Source organism: Curtobacterium sp. VKM Ac-2922, from assembly GCF_022815645.1.
In the GTDB taxonomy this organism is placed as follows: domain Bacteria; phylum Actinomycetota; class Actinomycetes; order Actinomycetales; family Microbacteriaceae; genus Curtobacterium.
The window spans coordinates 1-21,022 of the sequence record NZ_JALGRO010000012.1 but is presented as its reverse complement, the minus strand read 5'-3'; the positions used below and the strand labels follow the sequence as shown (position 1 = coordinate 21,022).

Sequence of the window (21,022 nt, the reverse complement as noted above, 5' to 3'; positions counted from 1 at the left end):
CACGCGGCGTGGCGGGACGACACCGTGGCGAGCGCCCCCGTAGCGTCGTCGCAAGCACCACACCTAGCAGCAAAGACCCTGAACTTCAAGTAAAGGTTGAGGGTTCAAACGGAGGCCGGACTCACGTGACCACGAACCACAACTACCTCGCCGTGATCAAGGTCGTCGGTGTCGGCGGCGGCGGCGTCAACGCCGTCAACCGCATGATCGAGCTGGGCCTCCGTGGGGTCGAGTTCATCGCGATCAACACCGATGCCCAGGCGCTGCTGCTCAGCGACGCCGACGTCAAGCTCGACGTCGGCCGCGAGATCACCCGCGGCCTCGGTGCCGGCGCGGACCCCGAGGTCGGCCGTCGTGCCGCCGAGGACCACGCCGAGGAGATCGAAGAGGCCCTCGCCGGAGCGGACATGGTCTTCGTCACCGCCGGTGAGGGCGGTGGGACCGGCACGGGTGGTGCTCCCGTGGTCGCCCGCATCGCGAAGTCGATCGGCGCGCTCACCATCGGCGTCGTCACGAAGCCGTTCAGCTTCGAGGGCAAGCGTCGTCAGTCGCAGGCCGAGAACGGTGTCGCCGGGCTCAAGGACGAGGTCGACACGCTCATCGTCGTGCCGAACGACCGGCTGCTCGAGATCTCCGACCGCGGCATCTCGATGGTCGAGGCCTTCGCGACCGCGGACCAGGTGCTGCTCGCCGGTGTGCAGGGCATCACCGACCTGATCACGACCCCGGGTCTGATCAACCTCGACTTCGCCGACGTCAAGAGCGTCATGCAGGGTGCGGGTTCCGCGCTGATGGGCATCGGGTCCTCGCGGGGCGCCGACCGCGCCATCAAGGCCGCCGAGCTCGCCGTCGCGTCACCGCTGCTCGAGGCCTCGATCGACGGTGCGCACGGCGTGCTGCTCTCGATCCAGGGTGGCTCGAACCTCGGCATCTTCGAGATCAACGACGCTGCGCGCCTGGTGCAGGAAGCCGTCCACCCCGAGGCGAACATCATCTTCGGTGCGGTCATCGACGACACCCTCGGCGACGAGGTCCGCGTGACCGTCATCGCCGCCGGCTTCGACGGTGGCGAGCCCTCGTCGCAGGTCAAGGAACGTCGCGCCAGCTGGGTCGACCCCGAGTCGAACGCCACGGCACCCGTAGGCGGCGGTTCGCACGCCATCGAGGACTCGACCAACGCCAGCCCGTCGTGGGCGTCGTCCGAGCACGAGCCGCCGACGCAGCGTGCCGCCGACCCGGCCTTCGACGGTGACGACGACGAGCTCGACGTCCCCGACTTCCTGAAGTGACCCGTCCGCGCGCGTGAGCGACGCCGACCAGCGTGAGCCGAGCCTCCCGTCCGACACCGGACTGGAGGCTCGGCTCGCGTCCGTCAGACAGGGCATCGCCGACGCGGCGCAGGCCGCAGGGCGGTCCGCCGACGAGCTCACGCTGGTCGTCGTGACCAAGTACCACCCGGCGTCGCTCGTGCGCCAGCTGGCCGCGCTGGGCGTCACCGACGTGGGGGAGAACCGCCACCAGGAGGCCCAGGCCAAGGCCGCTGAACTCGCCGACCTGGGTCTGACGTGGCACTTCGTCGGACAGCTGCAGTCGAAGAAGGCCCGCCAGGCGCGCCGCTACGCCCACGTCGTGCAGTCGCTCGACCGTGACTCGGTGGTCGACGCCTTCGCGCCGACCGAGGCCGAGCCGGCACCACCCGTGATCGACGGGTTCGTCCAGGTCAACCTGACCGACGACCCCGGCCGGGGCGGCGTGCAGCCGGACGCCGTCGACGCGATGGCCGAGCGTGTCCTGGCCACGGGGACCATCCGTCTGCGCGGTGTGATGGCGGTCGCGCCGCTCGACCAGGACCCGCGTCCGGCGTTCGCCCGGCTGCGCGGCATCTCCGACCGTGTCCGACTGCTCGAGCCCGGTGCGACCGACATCTCGGCCGGCATGAGCGGCGACTACGCCGAAGCCATCGCCGAAGGTGCGACACACCTGCGGATCGGGACGGCAATCACGGGAAACCGGCCGCCCGCACCCTAGCCTCGACACAGTACATCCCGAGCAGCGGGGCACGACGTGCACGCACACCCCTGGAGGAACCATGGCCGGTCCGTTGAAGAAGACGATGGTCTACCTCGGCCTCGCCGACGAGGAACTCGAGTACGAGGACGAGCAGCCGACGCAGCACCAGCAGCGCGCGCAGCAGGCCTCGGCACCCGCGGCGACGCACCACGAGGCCCCGGCGGCAGCAGCCCCCGCGGCAGCACCGGCAGCGGCCCCCGTCGAGTCGAAGGCCCCGCACACCCAGCACCAGCGCGGCGCGCAGGTCACCCCGCTCCGCCGCTCGCACACGACCGCACAGAAGGCGACCCCGGTCCAGGAAATGAACGAGATCCTCACCGTCCACCCGCGCGAGTACAAGGACGCCCAGTCCATCGCCGAGAGCTTCCGCGACGGCATCCCCGTCATCATCAACCTCTCGCAGATGACCGAGTCGGACGCCCGCCGGATGATCGACTTCGCCAGCGGCCTGTCGCTCGGGCTCTACGGCAAGATCGAGCGCGTCACGAACAAGGTCTTCCTGCTCTCTCCCGCCCACGTCGCAGTCAGCGGTGAGGCGCCCGAGGTAGAGTCCGACATCGAGGCGTCCTTCTTCGCCCAGTCCTGAGTCGTCACGTCCCGGGGTCCCCGTGACCCCGTGACGCCGCCCAGGCCCACCCGCCCCGTGCACGGTGCCCGACAGGGCCCGCGCACCCGAGACGAGCGAGCCGCACCGTGTCCGTGATCTTCACGATCCTGTACTTCCTGCTCCTGCTGTACTTCTTCGTGCTGTGGGGGCGGTTCGCGCTGGACATGGTGCAGGCGTTCAACCGCTCGTGGCGTCCCCGCGGCGGCATGCTCGTCGTCGCCGAGGTCGTCTACACGACCACCGACCCGCCGATCCGCTCGGTGCGTCGGGTCCTCCCGCCGCTCCGCATGGGCGCGGTCGCGCTCGACTTCGGCTGGTCCATCGTGATGCTCGTCACGATCATCCTGATGAGCATCGTGCGGGTCGTCTCGGTCACGGTCTGACCCGCCCCCGCGGATCCGGCTGGCCGCGACACGCGCCACGCCCGGTCCACGATCACGGTTCCGGTCGGTCGTCGGTGTACGGTTGACGGGATCGATGTCCGCGCAGGTGGACATCCGCACCGTGAGTTCAGCGCCTGGTACGTTCGGGCGCAACGTTTCGGTTCCACACGTTCAGCAGTTCTATTGAGGTGACGGCAAATGGCTTTGACGCCGGAAGACGTAGTCAACAAGCGGTTCCAGCCGACCAAGTTCCGCGAGGGCTACGACCAAGACGAGGTCGATGACTTCCTGGACGAGGTCGTCGTCGAGCTGCGCCGTCTGACCCAGGAGAACGAGGAGCTGCGGCAGCGCCTGCAGGCCGCCGAGTCGGCGCCGAAGCCGGCTGCCGCCGCCGAGGCCGCTCCTGCTCCGACCCCCGAGCCCGAGCCGGAGCCGGCCCCCGTCGCCGCCGCTCCCGAGCCGGCTCCGGTCGCCGCCGCCGCACCGACCACCACGGTCAACCCGGACGACGACACCGAGGGCACCACCAACCTGCTCACGCTCGCTCGTCGCCTGCACGAGGAGCACGTCCGCGAGGGCGTCGAGAAGCGCGACGCGCTCATCGCCGAGGGCCAGGCCCAGGCAGCGCGTCTCGTCTCCGAAGCCGAGAACAAGCAGCGCCAGATCATCGCCGACACCGAGAACACCAACCGCCAGCGCGTGCAGGTGCTCGAGGGCGAGCAGCGTCAGCTCGAGGGCAAGATCGACGAGCTGCGCACCTTCGAGCGCGACTACCGCGCCCAGCTCAAGAGCTACATCCAGGGCCAGCTGAACGAGCTCGACACCTCGTCGGGCACCGAGCAGTCGGGCCTCACCCCCGCGCCGGCGTCGGCGCAGGGCTTCGGCAACTGAGTTGACCCAGCAGCAAGACCAACGAGCGAAGGTCAGTGTCCGCGCGATCGCGGCACTGGCCTTCGCCGCTGTCGTGGTGGTGGCGTTCGACCAGATCGCCAAGGCGCTGGTCGTCGCGAACCTGCCGTACGGGCAGGTCGTCCCGGTGCTCGGCGGCGCCCTGCAGTTCCTGTACGTCCGCAACCCCGGTGCCGCGTTCTCGTTCGCGGTGAACATGACGTGGGTGTTCTCGATCGTGTCGGCGGCCGTGGTCGTCGCGATCATCGTGTTCGCCCGGCGCATCCGGTCGATGTGGTGGGCGATCGTGCTCGGCATGCTGCTCGGCGGGGCGCTCGGCAACCTGCTCGACCGACTCTTCCGCGAGCCCGGCTTCGGCCGCGGGCACGTCGTCGACTTCATCTCGACGCCGTGGATGATGCCCGCGATCTACAACGTCGCCGACTCGTTCATCTGCATCAGCATGGTGGTCTTCGTGCTGCTGGTCGTCTTCGGGGTGAACCTCGACGGCACCAGGACGGTCTCGGACAAGAGCAAGAGCAAGAGCAAGAACACGAACACGACGCTGGCCGGCGCCGGCCGGGAGGACCGTGCCGGGTCCGCCACGGACGCCGCGGTCCCCGAGTCGGGAACCGCCACCGACGTGGTCGACACGACCCGGGCCTCCCGTCCTGACCCGCTGGGACACGACGCGACGTGAGCGAGTCCCGCCAACTCCCCGTGCCGGACGGGCTCGCCGGTGAGCGCGTGGACGCCGCCATCGCGAAGCTCCTGGGCTTCAGCCGGTCGTTCGCGGCCGAGGTCGTCGCCGCGGGTGGCGTGCGGGTCGACGGAGCCGTCGTCGACAAGTCCGACCGCCTGCACACCGATTCGTGGCTCGAGGTCGAGTGGACCCCGAAGGAAGCACCGCGCATCGTGCCTGCCGTCGTGCCGGGGATGACGATCGTGCACGACGACCAGGACATCGTCGTCGTCGACAAGCCCGTCGGCGTGGCCGCGCACCCGTCGCCCGGGTGGGACGGCCCGACCGTGCCGGGCGGGCTCGCCGCTGCGGGGTTCACGATCGCGACCTCGGGTGCCGCCGAGCGTGCGGGCATCGTGCACCGGCTGGACGTCGGCACGTCCGGGCTGATGGTGGTCGCGAAGACCGAGCTGGCGTACACGCACCTGAAGCGCGCCTTCAAGGAGCGCACGGTCGACAAGGTCTACCACGCCCTGGCGCAGGGGCACCCGGACCCGACCTCGGGCACGATCGACGCGCCCATCGGCCGGCACCCCTCGAGCGACTGGAAGTTCGCGGTCACCTCGGACGGCAAGCCGAGCGTGACGCACTACGCCACGCTCGAGGCGTTCCGGTCGGCGTCGCTGCTCGAGGTGCACCTGGAGACCGGTCGCACGCACCAGATCCGCGTGCACCTGGCCGCGACCCGGCATCCGCTGGTCGGGGACACGATGTACGGCGCCGACCCGGTGCTCGCCGCCGAGCTCGGGCTGACGCGCCAGTGGCTCGACGCGGTCCGGCTCGGGTTCCACCACCCGCGCACGGGCGACTGGGTGGAGTTCCAGGCGTCGTACCCCGACGACCTGCGGTCGGCGCTCGACCAGATCCGCGCCGCGTCGGTCTGACACGCGGACGGTCCAGACGACACGCCCGTGGGTGTCACCGCCCGCGGTTAGGCTGTCCGAGTCCCACACGCAGTTCGTTCGACCGGAGGCCCCGTGGCGAGTTCCGACTCCTTCGTCCACCTGCACGTGCACAGCGAGTACTCGATGCTCGACGGCGCCGCGCGACTGAACGACCTGGTCGCCGAGACGGCTGCCCAGGGCATGCCGGCGGTGGCGGTGACCGACCACGGCAACATGTTCGGCGCGTTCGAGTTCTGGAAGGCCGCCAAGGCCGGTGGCGTCAAGCCGATCATCGGGACCGAGGCCTACATCACCCCGGGCACGCACCGCTCCGACAAGACCCGTGTGCGCTGGGGCGACGGCGGCGGCGACGACGTGTCGGGTGCGGGCTCGTACACGCACATGACGATGTTCGCCGAGAACACCACGGGCATGCACAACCTGTTCCGGCTGTCGTCGAAGGCCTCGCTCGAGGGCTACTACTTCAAGCCGCGCATGGACCGCGAACTCCTCAGCGAGCACCACGAGGGCATCATCGCGACGACGGGCTGCCCGTCGGGCGAGGTCCAGACCCGCCTGCGTCTGGGGCAGTACGACGAGGCGATCAAGGCCGCGGCGGACTTCCGCGACATCTTCGGCAAGGAGAACTACTTCGCCGAGATCATGGACCACGGGCTCGAGATCGAACGCCGGATCATGAGCGACCTGATCCGGCTGGCGAAGGACCTGGGCCTGCCGCTGGTCGGCACGAACGACCTGCACTACACGCACGCGCACGACGCCAAGTCGCACGCGGCACTGCTGTGCGTGCAGTCCGGCTCGACGCTCAACGACCCCAACCGGTTCAAGTTCGACGCCGACGAGTTCTACCTGAAGACCCCGCAGCAGATGCGGCACCTGTTCCGCGACAACATCGAGGCCTGCGACAACACGCTGCTCATCGCCGAGCGCTGCGACGTCGAGTTCGACACCGCGGCGAACTACATGCCGAAGTTCCCGGTGCCCGAGGGCGAGACCGAGCACAGCTGGTTCGAGAAAGAGGTGGCGAAGGGGCTGCAGTACCGCTATCCCGGCGGCATCTCGGACGAGGTCCAGGCGCGCGCCGACTACGAGGTCGGCATCATCAACCAGATGAACTTCCCCGGCTACTTCCTGGTGGTCGCCGACTTCATCAACTGGTCCAAGGACAACGGCATCCGCGTCGGTCCCGGCCGTGGTTCCGGGGCGGGCTCGATGGTGGCGTACGCGATGCGCATCACCGACCTCGACCCGATCCGGCACGGGTTGATCTTCGAGCGGTTCCTCAACCCGGACCGCGTCTCGATGCCCGACTTCGACGTCGACTTCGACGACCGGCGCCGCGGCGAGGCCATCAAGTACGTCACCGAGAAGTACGGGTCCGAACGCGTCGCGCAGATCGTGACCTACGGCACCATCAAGGCCAAGCAGGCGCTCAAGGACTCGTCGCGCGTGCTGGGCTTCCCGTTCGGCATGGGTGAGAAGCTCACCAAGGCGATGCCGCCGCCCGTGATGGGCAAGGACATCCCGCTCACCGGGATCTTCGACAAGGAGCACCCCCGCTACAAGGAGGCCGTCGACGTCCGCACCGTCGTCGAGACCGATCCCGAGGCCCGCACGGTGTTCGACACCGCGCTGGGGCTCGAGGGCCTGAAGCGGCAGTGGGGCGTGCACGCCGCCGGCGTCATCATGTCGAGCGACCCGCTGATCGACATCATCCCGATCATGAAGCGGGAGCAGGACGGCCAGATCGTCACGCAGTTCGACTACCCGGCGTCCGAGTCCCTCGGGCTCATCAAGATGGACTTCCTGGGGCTGCGGAACCTGACGATCATCAGTGACGCGCTCGACAACATCAAGAGCAACCGGGGGACCGACCTCGACCTCGAGACCATGGGGCTCGAGGACCCCGAGGCGTACGCCCTGCTGCAGCGCGGTGACACCCTCGGCGTGTTCCAGCTCGACGGCGGCCCGATGCGCGGACTGCTGCGCCTGATGAAGCCCGACAACTTCGAGGACATCTCCGCGCTCATCGCCCTGTACCGCCCGGGGCCCATGGGGGCGAACTCGCACACGAACTACGCGCTCCGCAAGAACGGCGAGCAGGCGATCACGCCGATCCACCCCGAGCTCGAAGAGCCGCTCAAGGACATCATCGGCACGACCTACGGTCTGATCATCTACCAGGAGCAGGTCATGGCCATCGCGCAGAAGGTCGCCGGGTTCTCGCTCGGTCAGGCCGACATCCTGCGCCGCGCGATGGGCAAGAAGAAGAAGTCCGAGCTGGACAAGCAGTACGCCGGCTTCGAGAAGGGCATGCTCGACAACGGCTACTCCGCCGCGGCGATCAAGACGCTGTGGGACATCCTGCTGCCGTTCTCGGACTACGCGTTCAACAAGGCGCACTCGGCGGCGTACGGCGTGGTGTCGTTCTGGACGGCGTACCTCAAGGCGCACTACCCGGCCGAGTACATGGCCGCGCTGCTCACCAGCGTCGGCGACGCCCGCGACAAGCTCGCGCTGTACCTGAACGAGTGCCGCCGCATGGGCATCCGGGTGATGCCCCCGGACGTCAACGAGTCCATCGGCTTCTTCGCGGCCGTCGGCAACGACATCCGCTTCGGCATGGGCGCGATCCGCAACGTCGGCTTCAACGTCGTCGACGACATCGTCAAGGCCCGCACCGAGAAGGGGACGTTCGAGTCGTTCCACGACTTCCTGCGCAAGATCCCGATCTCGTCCGCCAACAAGCGGACCGTCGAGTCGCTCATCAAGGCCGGTGCGTTCGACGAGTTCGGGGACAGCCGCCGCGCGCTGGTCGAGATCCACGAGGGTGCGGTCGAAGCCGCCGTCAAGGTCAAGCGCGACGAGGTCCACGGCAACGTCGGGTTCGACTTCGACTCGCTGTTCGCCGAGGTCGCCGAAGAGCAACCCGCCATGGCCGCGGTGTCGCAGGTGCCCGAACGGCCCGAGTGGTCCAAGCGCGACAAACTCGCGTTCGAGCGCGACATGCTCGGGCTGTACGTCTCCGACCACCCGCTGGCCGGGCTCGAGATCGAGCTCGCGAAGCACCAGTCGATCACCATCGCCGACCTGCTCGGCGCCGACGACTCGGTCGAGGGCGAGACCGTCACAGTGGCCGGACTGCTGACGAGCGTGCAGCACCGCGTGGCGAAGACGAGCGGCAACCCGTACGGCATCGTCCAGATCGAGGACTTCGGCGGCGAGATCGGCGTGATGTTCCTCGGCAAGACGTACCAGGAGTTCGGGCCGTCGCTCGTGGCCGACTCCATCGTGGTGCTGCGCGGTCGCGTCAACGTCCGCGACGACGGCAAGGCCCTGCACGCGGTGAGCATGTTCCAGCCGAACCTGGGCGACGTGATGGGCTCCGGCCCGCTCACGCTCACCCTGCCCGAGCGCCAGGCGACCACCACGACGGTCACCGAGCTCGCCGCGGTGCTCGGCCGGCACACCGGCGACACCGAGGTCCGGCTCCGGCTGCTCAAGGACGACGTCGCCCGGACGTTCGAGCTGCCGTTCCCGGTCAACCTGACGCCCGACCTGTTCGGCGAGCTGAAGAGCCTGCTCGGGCCGCGCTGCCTGGTCTAGGCGATGACCGAGCTCACGGCACCGCGTCCGTCGGACGCGGTGCCGTGTGCGTTCGGCGTGGCCGGGGCGCCGCTCGAGCGGCTGCTGGGTGGCCAGGGGCAGACGCGGCGCGCGGGCGACGTCGTGTTCCGGCCGCACGGTGACGCGACGGAGGCCCAGTGGCGGTCCGACACGCTGGCGCGCCTTCCGCACACGGCCGCGTTCCGGACGCCACGCCCGGTGCCCACGACGGGCGGTGGCTGGCTCGCCGGCGGGTACGAGGCCTGGGAGTGGCTCGACGGCACGACCGACCCGACCCGCGTGGACGACGTCATCGCGGCGGGGGCGGCGTTCCACCGGGCTGTGGCGGGGCTGCCGCGTCCGGCGTTCCTCGACCGGCTCGACGGCCCCTGGGCGACGGCCGACCGCCTGGTGTGGGACGCTCCGCTGCCGACCGACCCGATGCTCGACCGGCTCGCCGCGGTCTTCCGGCCGGTGGCGTCGCCGTCGCAGCTGATCCACGGCGACCTGCTCGGCAACGTGCTGTTCGCCGACGGGCAGCCGCCGGCCGTGTTCGACTGGGCACCGTACTGGCGACCCGCCGGGCTCGGTGCTGCGATCGCCGCCGTGGACGCGGTGTGCTGGCACGGCGTGCCGCTCGACCGGCTCCGGGCGCTCGGGACCGGCGTGCCGGAGTGGTCGCAGCTGCTCGTCCGCGCACTGGCCTTCCGCATCGTCACGCTGCACGAGCTGGGGGCGTGGGACCACGGCCAGGCCGACCACCACCGGCCGGTCGTCGACGCGCTCGTGCAGGGTGCCGCCGGTACGCTGGTCGTCTCATGATGCAGCGAATCGACCTCCGTGGCGGCCTGCCCGCCCGCGCCGAACTCCTCCGTCTCATGCCGCGTGCTGCGGGCGACATCGGGGCAGCCGTCGACGCGGCACGGGCACTGGTCGACGACGTCCGCGAGCGTGGTGCCACGGCGCTCCGCGAGCAGGCCGACCGGTTCGACGGCGGCGCCCCCGCGCACGTCCGCGTCCCCGCTGCCGACATCGCCGCCGCGGTCGCCGGCCTGAGCGCCGAACTCCGCAGCGCCCTCGACGAGGCCATCCGCCGTGTCCGTGCCGCCAGCGCGGCCCAGGTCCCCGCCCCGTCCGTGACCACCCTCGCCGACGGCGCCGAGGTCCACCAGCGCTGGCAGCCGATGCGCCGCGTCGGGCTGTACGTTCCCGGCGGCAAGGCCGTCTACCCGTCCAGCGTCGTCATGAACGTCGTCGCCGCGCAGGTCGCCGGCGTCCGTTCGATCGCCCTGGTGTCCCCGCCGCAGCGCCACCACGGCGGCGCGGTGCACCCGACGATCCTGGCCGCGGCCGGGCTGCTCGGCGTCGACGAGGTCTACGCGATGGGCGGTGCCGGCGCGGTCGGCGCGCTGGCGTACGGCGTGTCCGAGATCGGCCTCGAACCCGTCGACCTGGTCACCGGTCCGGGCAACAACTACGTCGCCGCGGCCAAGCGCCTGGTGCGTGGTGTCGTGGGCATCGACTCCGAGGCCGGGGCCACCGAGATCCTGGTGATCGCGGACGACACCGCCGACCCGGGCTTCGTCGCCGCCGACCTCGTCAGCCAGGCCGAGCACGACGAGCAGGCCGGCAGCGTCCTGGTGACCACGTCGGCGGCGTTCGCCGATGCGGTGGAAGCCGCCATCCCCGAACGGACAGCCGTGCTGGGGACGGCTGCGCGCCTCCAGACCGCACTCGACGGACCGCAGTCCGCCGTCGTGCTGGTGGACTCGCTCGCCGACGCCGCCACTGTCAGCAACGCCTACGGACCGGAGCACCTCGAGATCCAGACCGCGGACGACGACGCCGTGCTCGCCGACATCGACGCGGCCGGTGCCGTGTTCGTCGGTCCGAGCACACCGGTCAGCCTGGGGGACTACCTGGCCGGGTCGAACCACGTGCTGCCGACCGGCGGCCAGGCGCGCTTCGGGTCCGGGCTGTCGGCGTCGACGTTCCTGCGCCCGCAGCAGGTCGTCCGGTACACCGCGGCCGCCCTCGGACAGGTCGCCCCGCACATCGTCGCCCTGGCGACCGAGGAGCAGCTGCCCGCGCACGCCGCCGCCGTGACGGAGCGCGTGAACCGATAGCCTGGGGTTGCCATGTTCTGCCCCTTCTGCCGCCACCCCGACTCCCGCGTCGTCGACTCCCGAACCAGCGACGACGGCACGTCGATCCGACGCCGACGTCAGTGTCCGAACTGCGGTCGACGGTTCTCGACGACCGAGACCGCGTCGTTGAACGTCGTCAAGCGCAACGGTGTGCTCGAGCCGTTCTCGCGCGAGAAGATCATCTCCGGTGTCCGCAAGGCCTGCCAGGGACGTCCGGTCACCGACTCGGACCTGGCCGTGCTGGCGCAGCGCGTCGAGGAGATCGTGCGCTCGTCGGGCGCCAGCCAGATCGACGCGAACGACATCGGCCTGGCGATCCTCGATCCGCTCCGTGAGCTCGACGAGGTCGCCTACCTGCGCTACGCCAGTGTCTACCAGGCGTTCGACTCGCTCGAGGACTTCGAGTCCGCGATCGGCCAGCTGCGCGTCGACCACCACGGCGCTGCCGGCGGTCGCTCGGCGGCCGGGGCCGACGCGTGAGCGGGGTCGGGGAACGACTCGTCCGCAACGGCTACCGGGTCGTGTTCCGGTCCGTGTTCGCGAACATGGACCCGGAACGCGCGCACCACATCGCCTTCGCCGTCATCCGGTGGTTGCCGCACGTGCCGTTCCTGGCCGGCACGGTCGAGCGGTACTCCCGCCCGGCGGCCGCCGACGGCGTCACGACGATGGGCATCCACTTCCCCTCGCGCTTCGGGCTGGCAGCGGGCTTCGACAAGGACGCCCGCGGCATCGTCGGCCTCGGGCTGCTCGGCTTCGGGCACGTCGAGGTCGGCACGATCACCGCGAAGCCGCAGCCGGGCAACGAGAAGCCGCGGCTGTTCCGGCTCATCGGCGACCGCGCGCTGATCAACCGGATGGGCTTCAACAACCGTGGTGCGGCCGCTGCCGCACGCCGGCTCGAACGTGCCCGCCGGCACCCGGGGCGCCCCGTCATCGGCGTGAACATCGGCAAGAGCCGGGTCGTCGACGTCGCGGACGCCCTCGACGACTACCTCGAGTCGACCCGGTTGCTCGCACCGTTCGCGGACTACCTCGCGGTGAACGTCAGCTCCCCGAACACGCCCGGCCTTCGCGGTCTGCAGGAACTCGACCAGCTCCGCCCGCTGCTGTCCGGCGTCAAGGACGCTGCCGGTCGGGTGCCCGTGCTCGTGAAGATCGCGCCGGACCTGACCGACGAGCAGATCGCGGCGATCGCCGGTCTGGCGGTCGAGCTCGGACTCGCCGGCGTGATCGCGAACAACACCACGATCGACCGGTCCGGGCTGACCGCCTCGGCCGCGTCCGTCGACGCCATGGGTGCCGGCGGGCTGTCCGGGGCGCCGATCGCCGCGCGGTCGCTCGACGTGCTGCGGCGCGTGCGGGCTGCCGTGCCGGACGACTTCTGCGTCATCGCCGTCGGGGGAGTGACCTCCGAAGCTGACGTGCAGGCGCGGCTCGATGCCGGAGCCACCCTGGTGCAGGGCTACACCGCGTTCCTCTACGAGGGGCCGACCTGGGCGACGCGGATCAACCGGCTGCGCCGGCGGCGGTTGCGGCGCGCTGCGCGCTGAGGCGCGTGCTGCGCCCGCAGGCGCGTGCCGCGCGTGCCGCACGCCCGCCTGTCGGGCTGCACGCCCGCCGGGCCGCTCGCCCGCTTGCCCGAGTGGTCACGACACCCCGCTCACGTCCGCCGAGGGGTCACGATTCGTCGGTCGCGGGCGTCGGGGGCGACGAATCGTGACCGCTCGCCGGAGGGCCGCCGGGGTGTAGTGACCACTCGACGGACAGGAGGCGCCCGGCGGGCCCGCCACGAGCCTCCTGTCCGGTGTGGGGGCGTCCCGCCCGCTCGCCACGCCCGCCACGATGGGTCACGACACCCCGCTCACGTCCGCCGAGGGGTCACGAATCGTCGGTTGCAGGCGTCGAGCGCGACGAATCGTGACCGCTCGGCGGAACGCCGCCGGGGTGTTGTGACCACTCGACGGACGGACGGCCCCCGCCGCCCCGACCTCGGGCCGCACGCACGACGAAGCGCCGCCGGCCAGGCCGACGGCGCTTCCGGAACACGACTCAGAGCGCGGGGTGCTGCCCGCGCTTGACCTGCGGCTTCGGCAGGCGCAGGAAACGCAGCTGCCACGTGCGCGTCAGGATGTAGAGGTACGTGCCCTTCTGCATGGAGCCGAACTTCGCGGTGAGCTTCTTGCGCAGGATGGCCCACAGGATCACGCAGTCCAGCAGGAACAGCGCCACGAAGGCCCAGACGAGCAGGAGTGCGTACGAGGCTGCCGCCGTCTGCGCCGCCACGAAGCCGACGATCAGGAACACGACCAGCACGGGCATCAAGACCTCGCCCACGTTCCAGCGGGAGTCGATGGTGTCGCGGACGAAGCGACGCTGCTCGCCGCGGTCCTTGGCGGGAAGGTAGCGCTCTTCGCCGTTGGCCATGCCGACGCGGGCCTTCTCGCGCTCGGAGTTCAGTCGAGCACGGGCGGCCTTCTTGTCCACCGGGGTGTTGCCCACGAGCGGACGGCGGTTGGCGGCTTCACGCTCGCGACGGGACGGCGTCGGACGGCCCTTGCCCGCTTCGAGCAGTTCCTCTTCCGAGGGCTCTGCTGTCGTGTTGGTCTTGGGTGCTGCCTTGGCCACGGTGATTCCTGCTGTCGGTGAGCGGTGCGCCGAGGGGAGCCCCGGTGCGTGTCGTCCTCTAGATTACCGGGCATGACCGACACCCAACAGTCCGCACCCGCGACCGACCCCGAGCTCCTCGACGCCCTCCGCGAACAGGTGCACGGCGACCTGCCCCGGACGATCGCGGACCTGTCCGCCCTGGTGCGGATCCCGTCGGTGTCGTGGTCCGCGTTCGATCCCGCGCACGTGCGCCGGAACGCCGAGGCCGTCGCGGAACTCGCGCGCGGCACGGGCGTGTTCGACGAGGTCCGCATCGTCCGGAGCGCGGTCGAGGGCGAGACCCCGTCCGGTGCATCCGACGCGACCGGCATCGAGCACCAGGGCGTCGAGCTCGGACAGCCCGCTGTCCTGGCCGTCCGACCGGCGCGGAACGGCCGACCGACGGTGATGCTCTACGCCCACCACGACGTGCAGCCGCAGGGCGACGACGCTCTGTGGGAGACGCCGCCGTTCGAGCCCACGCTCCGCGGCGACCGCCTGTACGGCCGCGGCGCCTCGGACGACAAGGCCGGCGTGATGACGCACATCGCCTCGCTCCGCGCACTGCACGCCCGCTTCGGCGACGACCTCGACCTGGGCATCGTCCTGTTCGTCGAGGGGGAAGAGGAGTTCGGCTCCCGGTCGTTCCGGACCTTCCTGCGCGAGCAGAAGGCGCACCTGGCGGCCGACGTCATCGTCGTGGCGGACAGCGACAACTGGTCCACCGAGGTCCCGGCGATCACGGTCTCGCTGCGCGGCAACGTGACGTTCAAGCTGACCCTGACGACCCTCGAGCACGCCAGCCACAGCGGCATGTTCGGGGGGGCGGCGCCGGACGCGATGCTGCCGATGGTGCGCCTGCTCGCCTCGTTGCACGACGACCAGGGCTCGGTCGCCGTCGAGGGCCTGACGGCGTACGACGCGCCCGTGCCCGAGCGGTCCGAGGACGAACTCGCGAAGGACGCCGCGCTGGTCGAGGGTGTCCGCCCGGTCGGCACCGGCGACGTGCTGTCTCGCATGTGGTTCCAGCCGTCGATCACGGTGACGGGCATGGACGTGCCGAGCGTCGCGAACGCCTCGAACACGCTGCTGCCCACCGTCGCCGCGCGGGTGTCGGTGCGGGTGGCTCCGGGACAGTCGGCGCGCCAGGCCGCGGCCGCCGTCGAACGCCACATCCACGCGCACACGCCGTTCGGAGCGCGCGTCGAGATCAGCGAGCCGGACGCCGGCGACGGGTTCCTGGTCGACACGAGCGGCTGGGCCGTGCGCGAGGCGCGGACCGCCATGGCCGAGGGCTGGGGCGCCGCGCCGGTCGAGCAGGGCATCGGTGGTTCGATCCCGTTCGTGTCCGACCTGGCGGCCGAGTTCCCGGACGCGCAGATCCTGGTCACCGGCGTCGAGGACCCCGACACGCGGGCGCACAGCCCGAACGAGTCGCAGCACCTCGGGGTGCTGCACCGCGCGATCGCCAGCGAGACGATCCTGTTGGCCCGGTTGGCGACGCGCGCCTGACGGCCCGATCACCGGACAGGAGGCCCGGCGCGTCCCCGCCCGAAGCCTCCTGTCCGCCCGTGGTGCGGTCCCGGTTCTCCACAGGCAGCCGCCGGATGGTGCGGACCGTCGGGGGCGGTGCTTACAATCGAGACGACGGCGGTGATCTGCACCGCCCGGAGGGAGACGCGCGATGAGCGACACCATCACGAGCGAAGCCACCGCGACGAACGCGATCGCGACGGACACCACCACGAGCGCGACGCACGCCGTGCAGCTCAGTGACGCCGCCGCGGGCAAGGTCGCCAGCCTCCTCGAGCAGGAAGGCCGCGACGACCTGCGTCTGCGCCTGGCCGTCCAGCCCGGTGGCTGCTCGGGCCTGATCTACCAGCTCTACTTCGACGAGCGCCTGCTCGACGGTGACACCACCGCCGAGTTCGACGGGGTCGAGGTCGTCGTCGACAAGATGAGCGTGCCGTACCTCGACGGCGCCACGATCGACTTCGAGGACACGATCCAGAAGCAGGGCTTCACGATCGACAACCCGAACGCCCAGGGCAGCTGTGCCTGCGGTGACAGCTTCCACTGATCCGGACCGACTTCCGGCTCATGCGCGGACGGGGAGTGACCGACACGGTCACTCCCCGTCCGCGTTCTGCGTCGGGAACATCCGGTGACCGCATCGAGCCCGCGGTGACCAGGGAAAACGCGTGCTGCGACCGCGCGGAACCGGGCCCCAGGCGTGTCGGGTGTGCACTGAGTGTCACCAGCTGCGAGTAAGCTAGGAGTGTCCCAACCAAGCTGGGAGCCAGCCATGGATCGCCTCGGTGATCCGCCGTCGGTCTCCGACGGGCTGAGCCCACGGCTTCAGTTCTTCCGAGAGGTAACAGTGCGTTCGAATCGCCGTATACGTTGGGCGGCCGTCCCGGTGGCCGTCGGTCTGGTCATCGCACTGGCGGGCTGCTCGCAGCAGCAGCTCAACGGATGGCTCCCGGGCACCGAGGAGACGAAGGACGTCACCAACCACACCAGCCGCGTCGTCGGCCTGTGGACCACGAGCTGGATCGTCCTGCTGGCCGTCGGTCTCATCGTCTGGGGCCTGATCATCTGGGCAGCGATCGTGTACCGCCGCCGGAAGGGCCAGACCGGCCTGCCCGTGCAGATGCGCTACAACATGCCGCTCGAGATCTTCTACACGATCGTGCCGCTGATCCTGGTGCTCGGCTTCTTCGCCTTCACCGCCAAGGACCAGGCCGCCATCGAGAAGCCGTTCGCGCAGCCCGACACCACGGTGCACGTGTACGGCAAGCGCTGGGCGTGGGACTTCAACTACATCGACCAGAACGACCCCTCGAAGAGCGTCTACTACCAGGGCATCCAGGCCCAGGAAGAAGAGAACGGCAACGGCTCGATCGACGAGTCGCAGCTGCCGACGCTCTACCTGCCGGTCGGCAAGAAGGTCAAGATCGAGCTCGACTCCCGCGACGTGGACCACTCCTTCTGGGTCATCGACTTCCTCTACAAGAAGGACATGCTCCCCGGCAAGACGAACTACGAGTACTTCATCCCCCAGAAGGAAGGCACGTACCAGGGCAAGTGCGCCGAGCTCTGCGGCGAGTACCACTCCCTGATGCTCTTCCAGGTGAAGGTCGTGTCGCCCGCCAAGTACCAGGACTACCTCGACACGCTCAAGGACCAGGGCAAGGTCGGACTGCTCGGCAACGAGTACAACACCAACACGAACCAGCCTGACAACAAGGCGCCCGTCACGGCGTCGGACGACAAGTAGGGGCTCGCCAGATGACCACGTCATTCGTCGGCCAACCGACAGCGACCGCGACGCCGGACTTCCAGGCGTCCAAGGTCGGTCGGAAGGGCAACATCATCGTCCGGTGGATCACCTCCACGGACCACAAGACCATCGGGTACATGTACCTGATCACGTCGTTCCTGTACTTCCTGCTCGCGGGCGTAATGGCGCTCGTGATCCGCGCGCAGCTCTTCGAGCCCGGCCTGCAGGTCGTCGCTACGAAGGAGCAGTACAACCAGCTGTTCACGATGCACGGCACGATCATGCTGCTGCTCTTCGCGACGCCGCTGTTCTCGGGCTTCGCGAACGCGATCATGCCGCTGCAGATCGGTGCGCCCGACGTGGCGTTCCCGCGCCTCAACGGCTTCGCGTTCTGGCTCTACTTCTTCGGCGCGCTCGTCGCCGTCGGTGGCTTCCTCACCCCGCAGGGCGCGGCGTCGTTCGGGTGGTTCGCCTACGCGCCACTGAGTGACACGACGTTCACACCAGGGCTCGGCGGCACGTTGTGGGTGTTCGGGCTCGGCCTGACGGGCTTCTCGACGATCCTCGGCGCGGTGAACTTCATCACGACGATCATCACGATGCGTGCCCCCGGCATGACCATGTTCCGCATGTCGATCTTCACGTGGAACACCCTCGTGACGTCGCTGCTCGTGCTGATGGCCTTCCCGGTGCTGGCTGCTGCGCTGTTCGGCCTGGGACTCGACCGCGTGTTCGACGCCCAGATCTTCAACCCGGCCAACGGCGGGGCCCTGCTCTGGCAGCACCTCTTCTGGTTCTTCGGCCACCCAGAGGTCTACATCATCGCGCTGCCGTTCTTCGGCATCGTCTCCGAGGTCTTCCCGGTGTTCAGCCGCAAGCCGATCTTCGGGTACAAGACGCTGGTCTACGCGACCATCTCCATCGCGGCCCTGTCGGTCACGGTGTGGGCGCACCACATGTACGTCACCGGTTCGGTGCTGCTGCCGTGGTTCTCGCTCATGACGATGCTCATCGCGGTCCCGACCGGCGTGAAGATCTTCAACTGGGTCGGCACCATGTGGCGCGGTTCGGTGACGTTCGAGACCCCGATCCTCTGGGCGATCGGCTTCCTGATCACGTTCACGTTCGGTGGTCTGACGGGTGTCATCCTGGCGTCGCCGCCGCTCGACTTCCACGTGTCCGACTCGTACTTCGTCGTGGCGCACTTCCACTACGTGGTGTTCGGCACCGTCGTGTTCGCGATGTTCTCCGGGTTCTACTTCTGGTGGCCGAAGTGGACCGGGCGGATGCTCAACGAGCGTCTCGGCAAGATCCACTTCTGGCTGCTGTTCATCGGCTTCCACACCACGTTCCTGATCCAGCACTGGCTGGGCGTCATCGGCATGCCGCGTCGCTACGCGACCTACCTGCCGAACGACGGGTTCACGTGGATGAACCAGCTGTCGACCATCGGCGCGATGATCCTGGGCATCTCGTTCCTGCCCTTCATCTTCAACGTCTACGTCACCGCGCGGAACGCTCCCAAGGTGGCCGTCAACGACCCGTGGGGCTACGGCCGCTCGCTCGAGTGGGCCACGTCCTGCCCGCCGCCGCGGCACAACTTCACGTCGATCCCGCGCATCCGCTCGGAGTCCCCGGCGTTCGACCTGAACCACCCCGAGGCCGGTGTGCCGATCGGTGTGGGCCCGGCGAAGGACGCTCCTGATGCCCCGACCTACGACGCCGCGAAGGGCGAGGTGAAGTAAGGCGATGCGCGCCAACGTCAACCTGTTCTGGATCCTCTTCGGGTTCTTCGTCGTCGCGGATGCCGCGTACACGATCTGGTTCTACATCAACTACGGAAAGTGGGAGCCGGTCGGCACCGTCGGCATCGGGCTCGTCGGTCTGATGTCCGCGTTCATCGCGTTCTACCTCGGCCGGGTGCTCTCCGCCCAGGGCGGCGACCTGCCGGAAGACCGTCAGGACGCCAACATCGAGGACGGCGACGCCGAACTCGGGCACTTCAGCCCCTGGTCCTGGTGGCCGATCCTGCTCGCCGGTGCCACCGCGATCACCTTCCTCGGTGTCGCAGCCGGTCTGTGGATCGTGCCCTTCGGGCTCGCCTTCGTGGCGATCACCCTGGTCGGCTGGGTCTTCGAGTACTACCGCGGCAACTTCGGACACTGATCCGCATCTGACGCGCTTCGGGCGGCACCACCTCGGTGCCGCCCGAACTGCGTCCGGAGCACTTCCCCCGAGGGGGAATCAACCGGTCCACGTGCGGCTTGAGCCACACGGACCCCCACAACCTCGCGAAAGGAGTCACCTCAGGTGACCGACAAGCGCACCCTCATCATCTTCGGCGCGACGGGCGACCTCGCCTCCCGCCTGCTCCTGCCGGGCCTCGGCACGTTCCTGCAGAGCGGTCGAGCCGTGCCCGTGCAGCTGATCGGGACGGGCCGCAGCGAGCGATCCCCCGAGCAGTGGAAGGACATCGTCACGAAGTCCTTCGCGTCGCAGGACGTCAAGGGACCCGAGGTCGACGCGACCCTCGAGTCGACCTCGTTCATCCAGGGCGACCCGACGGACCCGAAGCACCTGAAGGCGTTGCTCGACGCGGCCGACAACGAGCCGATCCTGTACTTCGCGCTGCCGCCGCAGATCGCGTCCGACATCTGCGAGGCGCTGCAAGAGGTGGAGCTCCCCGAGGGCACGACCCTGGCGTTCGAGAAGCCCTTCGGCACCGACGTCGCCAGTGCGAAGGCGCTCAACGAGACCGTCCTGAAGATCGTCCCCGAAGAGCGTGTCCACCGCACCGACCACTTCCTCGGCCGCACCACGGTGCTCAACATCATCGGTCTGCGCTTCGCCAACCGCCTGTTCGAGCCCATCTGGAACGCGGACAACATCGAGAAGGTCGACATCTTCTACGACGAGACCCTGGGCCTCGAGAACCGCGCCCAGTACTACGACGAGGCCGGCGCGATGGTCGACATGATCCAGTCGCACCTGCTGCAGATCCTGGGCATCGTGACGATGGACGCTCCGGCAGACATCGACGCCGTCGAGTTCCGCTCGTCCCTGGCCCGTGCGCTCCGTTCGACGCAGCTCAAGGGGAACGACCCCAAGGTCGCCTCCCGCCGGGCCGTCTACACGGCGGGCACCATCGACGGCAAGGAACTGCCGTCCTACCAGGACGAGGACGGCGTCGACAAGTCGCGCGAGACCGAGACGCTCGCCGAGATCTCGGTCGAGGTCGACACCGCGCGGTGGAAGGGCGTCCCCTTCACCCTGCGTTCCGGCAAGGCCCTCGGCGCCAGCCGGAAAGAGGTCCTGATCACCTTCAAGCCCGTCACGCGTCTGCCCTCGGGCCTGAGCGGTCGGCCGAAGGCGGACACGCTGCGCATCGTCCTGAACCCGGACGAGATCGAGCTGACCGTGTCGGCGAACGGCGGCGGCAACCCGTTCGAGATGGGGCAGGTCACCCTGTCGTCGTCGTTCAGCGACGGCGAGCTGACCCCCTACGGCGAGGTCCTCAACGGCATCTTCCACGACGACCCGCTGCTGTCGATCCGCGGCGACGTCGCGGAGCGCTGCTGGGAGATCGTCGAGCCGGTCGTCGCGGCATGGAAGGCCGACGAGGTCCCGCTCGAGGAGTACCGCGCGGGGTCGCGCGGTCCGGCGGACTGGGAGTCGTCGTCCTGACGGACTGACCACCTGACGAACGGGAGGCCCGGTGCCAGCTGGCACCGGGCCACCCCGC

19 protein-coding genes are annotated in these 21,022 nt (G+C 69.5%); 18 read left to right on the top strand and 1 reads right to left on the bottom strand.

Annotated features, from left to right (window positions below):
* Positions 1 to 125: 125 nt before the first annotated feature.
* The 12 genes from ftsZ to MT346_RS14015 all read left to right on the top strand — a co-directional run bounded on the left by ftsZ (position 126) and on the right by MT346_RS14015 (position 12,901).
* A complete protein-coding gene (gene ftsZ / locus MT346_RS14070; RefSeq protein ID WP_243563712.1) occupies positions 126 to 1,289 on the top strand; it encodes a cell division protein FtsZ in 1,164 nt (387 codons plus the stop codon).
* Positions 1,290 to 1,302: 13 nt separating this feature from the next.
* Entirely contained in the window at positions 1,303 to 2,028 is a 726-nt protein-coding gene (locus tag MT346_RS14065; protein ID WP_243563711.1) for a YggS family pyridoxal phosphate-dependent enzyme, read from the top strand.
* 61 nt (positions 2,029 to 2,089) lie between these two features.
* A complete protein-coding gene (locus tag MT346_RS14060) occupies positions 2,090 to 2,656 on the top strand; it encodes a cell division protein SepF (protein WP_243563710.1) in 567 nt (188 codons plus the stop codon).
* 107 nt (positions 2,657 to 2,763) lie between these two features.
* Complete coding sequence (locus tag MT346_RS14055; RefSeq protein ID WP_243563709.1) at positions 2,764 to 3,060, top strand: YggT family protein; 297 nt, start codon at positions 2,764 to 2,766, stop codon at positions 3,058 to 3,060.
* A 198-nt stretch (positions 3,061 to 3,258) separates the two neighbouring features.
* Entirely contained in the window at positions 3,259 to 3,951 is a 693-nt protein-coding gene (locus MT346_RS14050) for a DivIVA domain-containing protein (RefSeq protein WP_243563708.1), read from the top strand.
* Between the two features lies 1 nt (position 3,952).
* Complete coding sequence (gene lspA / locus MT346_RS14045; RefSeq protein ID WP_243563707.1) at positions 3,953 to 4,648, top strand: signal peptidase II; 696 nt, start codon at positions 3,953 to 3,955, stop codon at positions 4,646 to 4,648.
* Positions 4,645 to 5,574, top strand: coding sequence for an RluA family pseudouridine synthase (locus MT346_RS14040; protein ID WP_243563706.1), 930 nt, complete (start codon positions 4,645 to 4,647; stop codon positions 5,572 to 5,574). The genes lspA and MT346_RS14040 overlap by 4 nt, the downstream gene beginning before the upstream one ends.
* 144 nt (positions 5,575 to 5,718) lie before the next feature.
* Positions 5,719 to 9,201 (top strand): DNA polymerase III subunit alpha, encoded by a 3,483-nt coding sequence (gene dnaE, locus MT346_RS14035; protein WP_243563841.1) that lies wholly within the window; start codon positions 5,719 to 5,721, stop codon positions 9,199 to 9,201.
* Between the two features lie 3 nt (positions 9,202 to 9,204).
* The gene (locus tag MT346_RS14030) at positions 9,205 to 10,023 is read left to right on the top strand and encodes a hypothetical protein (protein ID WP_243563705.1); all 819 of its coding nucleotides are present in this window, start codon (positions 9,205 to 9,207) and stop codon (positions 10,021 to 10,023) included.
* Positions 10,020 to 11,327: a histidinol dehydrogenase gene (gene hisD / locus MT346_RS14025; RefSeq protein ID WP_243563704.1), complete on the top strand. Its 1,308-nt coding sequence runs from the start codon at positions 10,020 to 10,022 to the stop codon at positions 11,325 to 11,327. Before MT346_RS14030 ends, hisD begins: the two co-directional genes overlap by 4 nt.
* Before the next feature lie 12 nt (positions 11,328 to 11,339).
* Positions 11,340 to 11,828 carry a transcriptional regulator NrdR gene (gene nrdR, locus MT346_RS14020; RefSeq protein WP_243563703.1) on the top strand — a complete coding sequence of 163 codons (489 nt, stop codon included), beginning with the start codon at positions 11,340 to 11,342 and terminating at the stop codon, positions 11,826 to 11,828.
* Positions 11,825 to 12,901, top strand: coding sequence for a quinone-dependent dihydroorotate dehydrogenase (locus MT346_RS14015; RefSeq protein ID WP_308221906.1), 1,077 nt, complete (start codon positions 11,825 to 11,827; stop codon positions 12,899 to 12,901). Before nrdR ends, MT346_RS14015 begins: the two co-directional genes overlap by 4 nt.
* Positions 12,902 to 13,400: 499 nt before the next feature.
* Here the strand turns inward: MT346_RS14015 and MT346_RS14010 are convergent, their stop codons facing one another.
* Complete coding sequence (locus MT346_RS14010; RefSeq protein WP_243563702.1) at positions 13,401 to 13,976, bottom strand: DUF3043 domain-containing protein; 576 nt, start codon at positions 13,974 to 13,976, stop codon at positions 13,401 to 13,403.
* Positions 13,977 to 14,048: 72 nt separating this feature from the next.
* On the opposite strand from MT346_RS14010, the gene MT346_RS14005 reads away from it, so the two are divergent.
* The 6 genes from MT346_RS14005 (at position 14,049) to MT346_RS13980 (ending at position 20,964) form a co-directional block, all read left to right on the top strand.
* A complete protein-coding gene (locus tag MT346_RS14005; RefSeq protein ID WP_243563701.1) occupies positions 14,049 to 15,509 on the top strand; it encodes a dipeptidase in 1,461 nt (486 codons plus the stop codon).
* A 172-nt stretch (positions 15,510 to 15,681) separates the two neighbouring features.
* Positions 15,682 to 16,077: an iron-sulfur cluster insertion protein ErpA gene (gene erpA / locus MT346_RS14000; RefSeq protein WP_243563700.1), complete on the top strand. Its 396-nt coding sequence runs from the start codon at positions 15,682 to 15,684 to the stop codon at positions 16,075 to 16,077.
* Positions 16,078 to 16,377: 300 nt separating this feature from the next.
* Positions 16,378 to 17,277, top strand: coding sequence for a cytochrome c oxidase subunit II (coxB, locus tag MT346_RS13995; protein WP_243563699.1), 900 nt, complete (start codon positions 16,378 to 16,380; stop codon positions 17,275 to 17,277).
* 11 nt (positions 17,278 to 17,288) lie between these two features.
* A complete protein-coding gene (gene ctaD, locus MT346_RS13990; protein WP_243563698.1) occupies positions 17,289 to 19,025 on the top strand; it encodes a cytochrome c oxidase subunit I in 1,737 nt (578 codons plus the stop codon).
* A 4-nt stretch (positions 19,026 to 19,029) separates the two neighbouring features.
* Entirely contained in the window at positions 19,030 to 19,446 is a 417-nt protein-coding gene (locus tag MT346_RS13985; RefSeq protein ID WP_243563697.1) for a cytochrome c oxidase subunit 4, read from the top strand.
* 144 nt (positions 19,447 to 19,590) lie between these two features.
* A complete protein-coding gene (locus MT346_RS13980; RefSeq protein WP_243563696.1) occupies positions 19,591 to 20,964 on the top strand; it encodes a glucose-6-phosphate dehydrogenase in 1,374 nt (457 codons plus the stop codon).
* Positions 20,965 to 21,022: the final 58 nt, after the last annotated feature.

Coding starts and splice junctions, on each gene's coding strand:
- MT346_RS14030 (WP_243563705.1), top strand. CDS start 9,205: ATGACCGAGCTCACGGCACCGCGTCCGTCGGACGCGGTGCCGTGTGCG.
- MT346_RS14060 (WP_243563710.1), top strand. CDS start 2,090: ATGGCCGGTCCGTTGAAGAAGACGATGGTCTACCTCGGCCTCGCCGAC.
- nrdR (WP_243563703.1), top strand. CDS start 11,340: ATGTTCTGCCCCTTCTGCCGCCACCCCGACTCCCGCGTCGTCGACTCC.
- MT346_RS13985 (WP_243563697.1), top strand. CDS start 19,030: ATGCGCGCCAACGTCAACCTGTTCTGGATCCTCTTCGGGTTCTTCGTC.
- erpA (WP_243563700.1), top strand. CDS start 15,682: ATGAGCGACACCATCACGAGCGAAGCCACCGCGACGAACGCGATCGCG.
- hisD (WP_243563704.1), top strand. CDS start 10,020: ATGATGCAGCGAATCGACCTCCGTGGCGGCCTGCCCGCCCGCGCCGAA.
- dnaE (WP_243563841.1), top strand. CDS start 5,719: ATGCTCGACGGCGCCGCGCGACTGAACGACCTGGTCGCCGAGACGGCT.
- MT346_RS14005 (WP_243563701.1), top strand. CDS start 14,049: ATGACCGACACCCAACAGTCCGCACCCGCGACCGACCCCGAGCTCCTC.
- MT346_RS14050 (WP_243563708.1), top strand. CDS start 3,259: ATGGCTTTGACGCCGGAAGACGTAGTCAACAAGCGGTTCCAGCCGACC.
- ctaD (WP_243563698.1), top strand. CDS start 17,289: ATGACCACGTCATTCGTCGGCCAACCGACAGCGACCGCGACGCCGGAC.